This window comes from Leeuwenhoekiella sp. LLG6367-2.1 (assembly GCF_045055775.1).
GTDB classification, from domain to species: Bacteria; Bacteroidota; Bacteroidia; order Flavobacteriales; family Flavobacteriaceae; genus Leeuwenhoekiella; species Leeuwenhoekiella aequorea.
This window is the reverse complement of the sequence record NZ_CP159331.1, coordinates 683936-695728: the sequence shown is the minus strand read 5'-3', so window position 1 is coordinate 695728 and position 11793 is coordinate 683936. Positions and strand designations below refer to the sequence as shown.

Annotated in this window: 9 protein-coding genes; 5 read left to right on the top strand and 4 right to left on the bottom strand. The window is 35.1% G+C overall.

What is annotated here, in order from left to right:
* Nucleotides 1-124: 124 nt before the first annotated feature.
* The 4 genes from radC to ABVM53_RS03125 all read left to right on the top strand — a co-directional run bounded on the left by radC (nt 125) and on the right by ABVM53_RS03125 (nt 3866).
* Nucleotides 125-823: a DNA repair protein RadC gene (gene radC, locus ABVM53_RS03140; RefSeq protein WP_405329355.1), complete on the top strand. Its 699-nt coding sequence runs from the start codon at nt 125-127 to the stop codon at nt 821-823.
* Nucleotides 824-874: 51 nt separating this feature from the next.
* Nucleotides 875-2179 carry a polysaccharide deacetylase family protein gene (locus ABVM53_RS03135; protein ID WP_405329352.1) on the top strand — a complete coding sequence of 435 codons (1305 nt, stop codon included), beginning with the start codon at nt 875-877 and terminating at the stop codon, nt 2177-2179.
* On the top strand, nt 2172-2864 hold the full coding sequence (locus ABVM53_RS03130; RefSeq protein ID WP_405329350.1) for a YjjG family noncanonical pyrimidine nucleotidase: 693 nt from the start codon (nt 2172-2174) through the stop codon (nt 2862-2864). Before ABVM53_RS03135 ends, ABVM53_RS03130 begins: the two co-directional genes overlap by 8 nt.
* A gap of 105 nt (nt 2865-2969) precedes the next feature.
* Nucleotides 2970-3866: a hypothetical protein gene (locus ABVM53_RS03125; protein WP_405329347.1), complete on the top strand. Its 897-nt coding sequence runs from the start codon at nt 2970-2972 to the stop codon at nt 3864-3866.
* A gap of 1 nt (nt 3867) precedes the next feature.
* Here ABVM53_RS03125 and ABVM53_RS03120 read toward each other — a convergent pair whose 3' ends face one another.
* The gene (locus ABVM53_RS03120; protein ID WP_405329345.1) at nt 3868-5145 is read right to left on the bottom strand and encodes a replication-associated recombination protein A; all 1278 of its coding nucleotides are present in this window, start codon (nt 5143-5145) and stop codon (nt 3868-3870) included.
* A 57-nt stretch (nt 5146-5202) separates the two neighbouring features.
* Here ABVM53_RS03120 and ABVM53_RS03115 point away from each other — a divergent pair, with 57 nt between their 5' ends.
* Entirely contained in the window at nt 5203-5943 is a 741-nt protein-coding gene (locus ABVM53_RS03115) for a rhomboid family intramembrane serine protease (protein ID WP_405329342.1), read from the top strand.
* Here the strand turns inward: ABVM53_RS03115 and rlmB are convergent.
* The 3 genes from rlmB to ABVM53_RS03100 all read right to left on the bottom strand — a co-directional run bounded on the left by rlmB (nt 5940) and on the right by ABVM53_RS03100 (nt 11565).
* The gene (gene rlmB, locus ABVM53_RS03110; protein ID WP_405329339.1) at nt 5940-6674 is read right to left on the bottom strand and encodes a 23S rRNA (guanosine(2251)-2'-O)-methyltransferase RlmB; all 735 of its coding nucleotides are present in this window, start codon (nt 6672-6674) and stop codon (nt 5940-5942) included. The genes ABVM53_RS03115 and rlmB overlap by 4 nt on opposite strands.
* 91 nt (nt 6675-6765) lie before the next feature.
* Nucleotides 6766-8355 (bottom strand): SusD/RagB family nutrient-binding outer membrane lipoprotein, encoded by a 1590-nt coding sequence (locus tag ABVM53_RS03105; RefSeq protein ID WP_128757673.1) that lies wholly within the window; start codon nt 8353-8355, stop codon nt 6766-6768.
* A gap of 6 nt (nt 8356-8361) precedes the next feature.
* Nucleotides 8362-11565 (bottom strand): SusC/RagA family TonB-linked outer membrane protein, encoded by a 3204-nt coding sequence (locus tag ABVM53_RS03100; RefSeq protein WP_405329336.1) that lies wholly within the window; start codon nt 11563-11565, stop codon nt 8362-8364.
* Nucleotides 11566-11793: the final 228 nt, after the last annotated feature.

Here is an 11793-nt window from a genome sequence, read left to right as displayed (position 1 = left end):
ATCTAATTGTTTAAAAGCGTCTTAAGTTTTAATTTCTTGAAATACATTCTATATATTTAGAGATCATTTAATTATCTAGCAATTAGTAATTTATAGTTGAGTGAGTTTTACTTAAATGTATACTATGGTGAAAAAATCAGATTCTTTTTCAATTAAAAAATGGTCGTTAGATGATCGTCCCAGAGAGAAATTATTGAATAAAGGAAAAGATGTATTGACAAATGCAGAATTAGTTGCAATACTTATAGGATCTGGAAATAGGGAGGAAAGTGCAGTAGCTTTAAGTAAACGTATTTTAAGTTCGGTAGACAATAACTTAAACGCAGTAGGTAAACTGAGTATAAATCAATTATTAAAATTTAAGGGAATAGGTGAGGCCAAAGCAGTTTCTATTGCTGCTGCCTTAGAATTAGGGCGTCGCAGAAGAATTGAGGATGTCGCTGAAGTTCATAAAATAACGGGAAGTAATATTGTGTTTGAAATTTTACAGCCTCTACTAGGCGAGCTTCCACATGAAGAATTTTGGATCTTGTATTTAAATAATGCAAATAAGGTTTTAACAATGCATCAACTTAGTAAAGGAGGTATGACCGGGACACTTGTAGATGTAAGACTTGTTTTAAAAAAGGCTTTAGAGACTGGTGCTGTAGCATTAATAGTTGCTCATAATCATCCTTCTGGCACCCTCAAACCTAGTCAAGCTGATAAAAATATTACAGAGAAACTCCAGCAAGCTGCAAAATCTCTAGATATTAAGGTTCTTGATCATTTAATCATTACCGAAAAAGCCTATTTTAGCTTCGCTGACGAAGGTTTGTTGTAATTCTTTCGCCCTTTTAAGAAAAATACAGAACTTGCCTTCAAGAAAAATTTTATGCTTCTAGTATATACTCATAAAATAACTCCACGCCTACGCTATACATTCAAACATATATGTACTGCGATTTTAGGAATCCCTGTAAAATTTACGACCGCTGTAGATGAATTTATCGTACACGATAGTCTTAAGCTTTCTTATACAAGCAAACCTTTAGGGAAAGAAATACATATAAAAAGTCAGGATGTGCTTTTTGAACAGGGCATTTCTGATATGGAAATTAATGTACAACCCTGGCTTGATACGAAGTGTTTTTTTGTAACCGGTACAAAAAGTGCGCTGCCTTATGACATATTTGCTGCAGCATTTATTCTATTGAGCAGATATGAAGAATTTTTGCCACACGTTAAAGATGCTGAAGGGCGCTTTCCGGCATCAGAAAGTTTAGGCTTTCAGGAAGATTTTCTAACAGAACCGGTGGTCGATATCTGGGCATATCACTTTAAAGATTTGCTTAAAGAGAAATATCCCGACTATAATTTTTCGACTAAAAAGTTTGCATTTCAGGCTTTAGTAGATGTAGAGCAAGCTTATGAAATGTATGACATTGGGTTTATACGGGAAATTACCAGTTTTGTAAGCGATTTATTGCGACTACAATTTTCTCGACTTTGGCTACGGCTTCAGATTAATTTAGGCTTGCGGAAAGATCCTTATGATACCTTTAGTTGGTTGATCAATGTTCAGAAAAAATCTAAATTTAAGTTCTTGTTTTTCTTTCAGGTGGGAGATTTGTCGACCTATACGCGTAATATTCGGTACAATAAACAATCCTTCAGAGAGCTTATTAAAATGGTAGGCGACTATAGTGAGATAGGTCTTTTGCTTTCAAAAGAAGCATTGGATTATCAAAAGAATATGAAGCTTGAGAAAATTCGTATTGAAGGAATTACGAATAAGCCTTTAAACGCTATACGCTGTGGTAGTGAGATGGTGAGTCTTCCGGTACATTATAGAGAGATGATTAATCAGGAAGTCAACAATGATTATTCTATGGGTTATCCCGATACCTTAGGATTTAGAGCAGGGACTTGCACGCCGTTTTTCTTTTATGATTTAGATTATGAGAGTATTACTCCGTTAGTTCTACATCCCATCTGTTCTCAGGCGCAAACTTTTGAAGCAGAAGTACTAGATGCAAAAGATTTAAATGAGGTATTGGATGTATTTTTTAAAATGAAAGCGGAAGTTGAGCGTGTAAACGGAACTTTTATTTTTAGCTTCAAAAATAAATCAGTAACGGGTAAAGGGCAGGATGAAGGCCAGTGGAAGCAATTTTTTAGAGAATTAGTACATGAGTAAATTATCTGGAGTAAATCATATATTTTTTGACCTTGATCATACGCTTTGGGATTTTGATAAAAATTCTAAACTTGCTTTTGAGACAATTTTTGAGAAGAATAAAATAGTGGTGCCAGTTGAGGAATTTCTGGCAGTTTACAGTCCGATAAACTTTAGATATTGGAAATATTTTAGAGAGTCAAAAATCACTAAAGAACAGTTGCGTTACGGTCGTCTGAAGAAGAGTTTTGAAGGTTTAAAAGTGAATATTGACGATTATTTGATAACCAAATTGTCTGATGACTATATCACACATTTGCCAGATCATAATCATTTGTTTGACGGAACATTAGAATTATTAGAAGAGTTAAATAAAAATTATAAACTGCATATAATTACAAATGGGTTTGAAGAAGTGCAGGCGTTAAAATTAAAAAAGTCAAAGATTGACCATTTTTTTAAGACGGTAACCAGTAGCGAATCTGTAGGTGTAAAAAAACCAGATATGCGTATATTTCATCACGCCTTAAGTACTGCTGGGGCAGGAGTGGCTGAGAGTGTAATGATTGGAGATACGTATGAGGCCGATATTTTAGGAGCGCAACGAGTAGGTATGCGCACGATTTTTTTTAATTACCATAAAGAAATAGCGCATAACGAGCAGCTGGTCATAGATCGAATAGATTCGGTAAAAATCTTTTTGTAATAGCATTAGATTGTACTTCAATTAAATCTTAATTTGCTAGTTTAAGTTGATAAATTTATAAAGCGTGCGGAATTCCATTCCGACTTTGATTAAAAGATATTTAGTATGAAAATTAAAATTGTTTTTTTCTTTTTGATGATAACCTGTGGTTCTGGACTAGTGGCACAAGAACTTGCAGATTATAAATATATTATTGTACCTCAGAAGTTTGAATTTCAAGATGAAGAAGGTGAATATGAATTAAATGGGTTAACACGATTCTTATTTATAAAATATGGTTTCAATGCTTACTTAGAAAATGAAGCGCTTCCTGCAGACTTAAATGAATCTGGTTGCAACACATTATACGCGCGTGCAGATGTTAGTGGATTCTTAAGTACAAACGCAGCAATAACACTTGTAAATTGCAGAGGTAAAGAAGTGTTTGCATTACCTGAAGGCAAAAGCAAAATAAAATCTTTCAAAGAAGGGCATCAGGATGCTTTTAGAAAGGCTTTTGCAAAATTAGAAGATATGGGATATTCTTATTCTGATGAAATTGTTACTAAAGCAACTATAACAGAAGAGGAAAATGTTAAAAATTTAGTTCCTGAGATACGTAAAATTCAGGCAAAGAAAGAAGAAGTTGCAAAGAAAGAAGTTCGTGTTTCTAGTGTAATTAATACAAAACAAGAAACTGTTCAGGAAGCAAAGGAGCTGACACCAAATGTTGTTAAAGATTCTAAGTCTATTTCAAATCAAAACCCATCTTCTCAAAGTAATGCCGAGCTTGTTCTTGTAAGTGTAGATGGCTCTTTTACTTTAAAATCTTCAGTAAGTGGGTTTGATGTTTATGAAGGTTCCACTAAGATTGGTACAGCTACAAAGACATCTGCGGGTTCTTACTTGGTAAGTACATCAGAGTTCACAGGGGTTGGTTTTTATGATAATAATCAATTTACTGTAGAACGTGAAATTAAAGGTGTTTCGGGCTTAGTGAAAATGATATTTACTAAAAAATAAATTAGTAATCATATTTATGGCCCCAGCGATTTTTAAGAAATTTTCTTATTCCATCCTCGCGGGCATTATCTCCAGGATCATATAACTTTTGATTTGTTATTTGTTCAGGGAGAAATTCTTGTGCAATAAAATTTCCCGTACCGTCGTGTGAATATTTATATTCATCACCGTAACCTAATTCCTTCATTAATTTTGTTGGAGCATTACGTAATGCCATAGGTACAGGTAAGTCTCCGGTCTGTTTAACCAGCTGCTGAGCTTTGTTGATGGCCATGTAGGAAGCATTGCTCTTTGGTGATGTTGCGAGATAGGTGACACACTGACTTAAAATAATACGAGCTTCTGGGTATCCTATGGTATTTACAGCAGTAAATGAATTTGTCGCCATAATGAGAGCGGTAGGATTTGCATTGCCTATATCTTCTGAAGCTAGGATTATTAGTCTTCTAGCTATAAACTTTAAATCTTCACCCCCTTCTATCATTCGGGCTAAATAATATACTGCCGCATTGGGGTCGCTGCCTCGTATAGATTTTATAAAGGCAGATATTATATCATAGTGCTGCTCGCCGGTTTTGTCATATAAAACGGTATTTTGTTGAACCTTGCTCTTCACCATCGCATTGGTAATTATGACTTCATCTGCCGTATCAGTCGTGACGAGTAATTCAAAAATATTTAAGAGTTTACGGGCATCGCCACCACTTATGCGCAACAAGGCTTCCGTTTCTTCAAGAATAATCTTTTTCTTAGATACGATAGTGTCTTGGGTAATTGCACGCTTTAGAAGCGCTCTAAGATCGTCTGCTGAAAAAGGATTCAGAACATATACCTGACAACGCGACAATAGAGCTGGTATCACTTCAAAGCTTGGATTTTCTGTGGTAGCACCTATTAATGTAACCCAACCTTTCTCGACTGCTGCCAACAAAGAATCTTGTTGAGATTTACTAAAGCGATGGATTTCATCTATAAAAAGAATAGGGTTCTTCTGTGTAAATAAACCTCCGGCAGTTTTAGCCTTATCAATTACTTCTCTTACATCTTTTACACCGCTATTTATTGCGCTCAACGTGTAAAAAGGGCGTTTTGATTCTTCTGCAATAATGGTGGCTAGCGTAGTTTTACCTACCCCTGGAGGTCCCCATAAAATTAGTGAAGGTATTAAACCAGATTTTATAGAAGATGTAAGTGATCCTTTATCACCTACAAGATGTTCCTGACTTAAATAATCATCAAGATTCTTAGGGCGCAAACGTTCTGCTAGTGGTGCATTCATAATTCAAAATTATTTAATTACTTGAGATTAACTGCCAGTATTTCCTAATTTATGATTTTGGATAAACAATTGCTAGTAGGCTATAATATGGGTAAAGAAACACATCATCATTCCTTTCAATTTAATAATCGGGTTATTATTTATCCGATATTATTCGTTCTGTTGATGTGGCTTGTATTTTGGTTTGAATTAAGGTTTAGTTTTAATTTTACAAAATACGGTGTGTTGCCTAGAGAACTATCAGGACTACGTGGAATATTATTTTCGCCATTCATTCATTCGAACCTCAGTCATCTTTGGCATAACAGTATCCCTACATTAGTACTTCTAGCCGGTTTGATTTATTTTTATCGACCCGTAGCGCTAAAAGTGTTTTTATTCCTAATTATATTTAGTGGCTTAGGAACCTGGATTGTAGGCCGAGACGCTTATCATATAGGAGCAAGTGGTATTGTCTATGGGCTAGCCTCTTTTCTTTTCTTTAAAGGTTTATGGTCTAAAAATTTCCGTTTGACAGCATTTTCCTTAATCGTCGTTTTTCTTTACGGAAGTTTAATTTGGGGAACACTACCCCTACAAGATGGTATGAGTTGGGAAGGTCATTTGTCTGGTTTTTTAACAGGAGCAATTTTAGCTTTATTGCTTCGGAATAAGATTGCAAAAGCTCCAAAATATATATGGGAGACAGAGTCTTACAATTCTAATAATGATCCTTTTTTACAACAATTTGACGAAAATGGAAATTTTATTGATCCTCCAGCACCTGATACTGAAGAAGAAAATTTTAAAGAAGATTAGCTTCTCTGCCTAACGATCTCGTATAAAAAAGCACCACAAGCTACAGAAACATTAAGTGAACTTATAGTACCCGCCATTGGTAACTTTGCTTTGTGATCTACGAGTTTTAAAACTCCAGGGGTAACCCCTTTACCTTCACTTCCCATTACTAAAGCCATAGATGGTTTATAGTCTATGTCATAAACAGAATCTTCTGTTTTTTCTGTCGCGGCTACTACTTTTACGCCAGAACCTTGTAGGTAAAATAAAGCATCCTTAATGTGATCTACTTTGCAAATAGGAATATTAAAAATAGCACCTGCAGAAGTTTTTACTGTATCATCAGTAACCGGAGCGCCACCAGATTTAGGTACAATAATCGCATCAACACCTGTACAAACAGCAGTGCGAATAATAGCGCCAAAATTACGTACATCGGTAAGTTGATCAAGTAAAAGAAACAAGGCCGGTTTTTCTAAAGACAATACGGCTTCTGCTGTAGCTTCAAAATCTGCAAATTGAATAGGGGAGATAGTGGCAATAGCTCCCTGATGATTTTGATCTGATAGTTTGTAAAGCTTTTCTTGTGGAACGTATGAAACAGATATTCCATGTTCTCTTACTAATCCTTCTAATTGTTTAGACAAGGGATTATTTAGTCCCTTTTGAAGATAGATTTTCCCTATTTCTTTACCTGCGTTTATCGCTTCAATAATCGCTCTTGTACCGTAGATATGGTTGTTTTTTGACATACTGCAAAGATAGGTTTGTTTTAAGTTTTGCGAAATAAAAAAACCACCCGTTTGCACGGGTGGTTTTAAAGATTATAATATGAACTTTAACTTAATTAACGTCCCAGAATAATTTACTTAAAACAGTATCGCCATTTTCTAGGCCTGCAGCAGCTGCAGAACGGTTCTCTCTGTTTAAGGTTTGTAAAATTTGAGGATATCTCAAACGGAATGGCAAATCTGTTACACCATTTACTCCAGATTCAAATGTATAAGTCTCAATACGATTTGCTGGTGCTTGCGCTTGAATTTGATTTTCAGGAAGTCTTACAGTATCACCTGGAAGCAATAACGTATTTGGAAATCCAGTCTTTCTATAGGTTGCGTAAGCAGTATTAGGCTGCATGTAAAGCGCTATGTATTTTTGATTCAAAACATTAGCTTGTGAAGCAGCTGGTAAAGTTGCTATATATGCATTGATATCAGCCTCTTCAACGCCCCATTTTTGCATAGAAGCACGTACACCATTTTCGTAATTAACTTGATCAAATCCGTTTTGCTCAGATAATATAAAAGCTACTTCAGAATATTCCATAAGAACTTCTCCGAAGTCTGGCTTAAGAACATTACTACTCATAAATGAGTATGCAGTAAATGGAAGAGAAGTCATATTTCTAAATGCATAAGGTGCACCAAAATAATCATCAGGATCTTCGCTTCTAGTATACGTACCATCTTTAACTTCTTGAATACTTGCACTGATTGGAGCAGCCATTTCAAAAAGTCTAGGGTCTAAACCAAAATTACCTGTTTCACCTTTTAATAAATTAATGAATGGTGCAGCTACTGCAAAGTCAGTTCTACCTATAAAAGCAACCCACATAGGAGAGGCATTTAAATCTGTAGTTTCATAACTCTGTACAGCATTGTCTGCATTTGAAGTCATAACTCCAGATTGAATAGCAGTTGTAATTGCAGCGTTTGCAGTCGCAGCGTCTACATTTCTCAAGTTATTTGCTACTCTTAAAATAAGTGAATTTGCAAATTTTTTCCATTTTGTAGCATCACCGTTAAAGATATTATCACCACTTGTGAAAACTTGCTCATTAGTATTAATCATATCAGCAGATTCTCTCAACTCATTTAAGATATCAGCGTATATTTTCTCTTGTGGAGCAAATACCGGACTTAAATTAGTATCAACGCTTAATGCTTGAAAATCTGGATCATCATTACCATAAGAATAGTAAGGTACATCCCCGAAGAAATTTGTCAACTCATAGAACATATAAGATAGCATAATTCTTGAAGCAGCTATCTGATTGTTGTTATTACCAGAGCTTGCAGCAGCATCTCTAGTCTCTTCATTTGAGTTTAAATCAATGATTGATTTTAAATCTGTTGCAACTAAGTATGTATTTTGATAGATACTTTGTGCTGAAGTTTCGCGATATAAATAACGATCTTCATCTGCATAAGCAGTTTGACCCCAATACTGAACCCAAACTTGCGTTAGTCTACCAGAGTTAAAAGCATCACGGCTAAAATCTGTGAATTGTTTTGTCGCAGAAGTAAATATGTTAGCCGTTGGAACGACCTCAGGATCGTTTGGGTTAATATTAACTTCTTCTAAGCCCTCCTCACAAGAACTGAATCCTGCAGAGATGATGAGCATTAATAAGATTATAAATTTATTTTTCATTTTTTCTTAGAATTTTAATTGAACATTCAATCCATATGAACGAGTAGAAGGAAGTGAACCACCTTCTGAACCTTGAATATTTCCACTACCAGAAGTAGCTACTTCAGGGTCAAAGTTGTCGTTATCTAATCCCCATACAAATAAGTTTCTACCAAAAGCAGTTAATCTAACATCGCTAAATGCATTCCCTAACCAATCTTTAGGTAAACTATAACCTAATGTAATTTCACGAACTTTCCAGTAAGACGCGTCGAAAACGTTTTGATTATCATTCCCAAAGTAGAAATCTGTACCGTACTGTTGAGCAGAAATTACTTGAGTGTTTGTTGCAGTATTTGAAACCGTATAAGAACCGTCATCGTTGTATGCAATATCACCAGTAACACCAGGTAAAACAATACCTTCTTCACGAATATTATTAGCAGCAGTTTGCTCTAAAATACCTGAGTAGTTACCCCATATATTTGTAAGAGAACGGTACTTACCACCTTTTTGTCTGTCAATAAGAACACCAAGGCTTATTCCTTTATATGTAAATGTGTTTCTTAATCCTGCATTATAATCAGGTAATATCGAACCTAGATTCTCAACATCCTGAGTTTCTGCGTAACTACCATCAGAATTCACAACTTTATTACCTGCATCGTCATAAACGTAGTTAGTACCTCTAATCTGGCCATAACGCTCACCTACAACAGCATTTAAAGAAACACCATTAAAAGGGAATGATGCTAATTGTAGCGTCTCTAATCCTTGAGGTAGACTTAACAAAGTGTTCTCGTTTTTAGAGAAGTTGAAAGTAAGATCCCAAGTGAAATCATCTGTCATTATTGGAGTTGCATTAAACAAAACTTCAATACCCTTGTTTTCTAATTCACCTGCGTTAAGTACGGTAGATGTAAATCCTGTTGCTGGATCAACTTGTACTGGAGTAATCAAATCTTTGGTTGTTTCGTTGTAGTAAGTTACATCGAATCCTAAGCGACTATTAAAAAATGAAGCTTCAATACCAAATTCATAAGTACGTTTTTCCTCTGGAAGAAGAAATGCATTCTTATTACTGCTACCTAATGTAAACGGTACAGAACCTAGAAACGGATTGCTCCCTGAGTAAACATTTATCAATGCATAAGGATCGGTATCACTACCTACTTCAGCATAACCAGCTCTTAATTTTAAGAATGATAACCAATCTGCTTGGATAAATTTAGATGCTATAAAACTTCCACTTAATGAAGGATAGAAGTATGAATTGTTATCACCTGGTAATGTAGAAGAAAAATCATTACGACCAGTAACAGTTAAATAAGCGAAGTTGTCATATCCTAAAGATACAGAACCAAATAAACTATTGATTTGACGTTGAGAATCAAACTCACCAACAGATACATTATCTGCAGAGTTACTTAAGTTATAGAATCCTGGAACAACTAAACCACCATTAGTATTACTACTTAATGAATGATATTCATTAACACGACGATTGCCTCCAAAGAATGTATTGATGCTTAACTTATCATCAAATACTTTTTTGTCATAATGTAATCTTGCTTCATAGTTAATTTCTTGAAAATCTCTGTCTATTTCAGAGTAATAAGCTTGAGCTTGAGAGCCTACAGCTGTTCTTTCGTTAACTCTAAAATCATAAGTATCACCATAAACTTTAGCTACTGCATAAAAGTCATCTGTAAAATTATAGGTTGCACCTACAGAACCATACCAGCGTGTTCTCTTATCACTAGCAGTGTTTTCATTTAAAATCCAATATGGGTTATCTGTATATCTTGGAGTTGCATCATCAAATGCTGTTCTGTTCCAAGTTCTTTGACGACCATCTGGAGTTTGATATGCTTTTAAACGCTCGTAATCTAATGATGTTTGTCCAAATTGATATAACTGCTGTATTACCCCAGCGCCTGTATAACCAGATGCAGGTCTATTAAAACCATCTGTTACTGTGAAGTTTACAGAAGCATCAACTTTCAGTTTGTCTCCTATTTGTGAAGAGCCGTTGAAGTTAATACTAGTCTTCTTAAGATTAGTGTTTGGTAAAATACCTTCTGTTTGCGTATTGTTTATAGATAAACGCATGTTTGAATTTTCACCACCTTGAGCAAATGCTACTCCGTTATTGTAAGAATAACCTGTTTTAAATAAAGTGCTTCCATCATTTTCTGGAGCTAACCAAGGTCTTGTTTGTAAGTAATCGTCAGGGAATTCTGGATCAAATGCATCCCAGTGAAGAACTTGTTGTCCTCTATAACGAGGTCCCCAAGACTCATCAGTTCCATAATCAACTACATCATAGGTAACACCATTAATAGTACCTTGATTAAAGCCGCCTTGATCACCAATAGTGAAATTTCCACTACCTCCACCATATAACTTTTGAGTTTGAGGTAAAATATTTACCTCCTCAAAGGTGATACCAGAATTTACTGTTACTTCACCTTTACCTTTTTTACCAGATTTAGTAGTAATTTGAATAACACCATTACTTGCACGAGAACCATAAAGTGCTGCAGCTGCACCACCTTTTAGTACGTTCATAGATGCAATATCATCAGGGTTGATGTCGAATCCTGTATCACCAAAATCACGACCACCGCCACCATTTTGGGTTGTGCTAGAGTTGTAGTTACTGTTGTCTAATGGAATACCATCTACAACAATAAGAGGTCTGTTTTCTTGAGTAATAGATCCAATACCACGTATAACAATACGAGAAGAACCTCCTAAATTACCACTAGCATTAGAAATTTGAACACCAGCAACTTTACCTGAAAGTGCATTTAATGCATTGCTATTTCTTGTTTCAGTCAATTCTTCGCTTGAAACTTCTTGCGTAGCATAACCAAGAGATTTTTTCTCTCTAGTAATACCTAAAGCTGTAACAACAACTTCTTCTAATGCCTCTCCAGCTTGCATGGTAACGTTAATTGTTGCTGAAGATCCAACTACTTTTTGAACTTCCCCAAAACCAATGTAAGAGAATACTAAAGTTGCTCCTTGCTCAGTCCCAATAGTGTAATTACCATCAAAATCTGTTTGAGTACCAGTTGTTGTGCCCTGGATTACGATGTTTACTCCTGGAAGGGGAACCCCACTTCCATCAGTAACCGTTCCGGTTACTTCCTTTGTTTGTGCAAACGAGATTTGCACCACTAACACCAGTAAAAGTGTTAGCAATCCACTAAATTTAGTTTTCATGTTTATTATTTATTTGAATTAGCCAGCAGCGAATTTGTATAAATAATATTCAAAAAACAATTTTTATCTCTTAAATCTTGCGATAACCATCAATTAATTTCAATAAAATCAAATTTATCTTGTGAATATCTTATTATTTAAGTGTTAAAGTATTTAATTTTATTGATATCATAATTATTTTTATAAGAACTATATCTTGTTGATGTTTAGTTTGTTATAATTTTAATT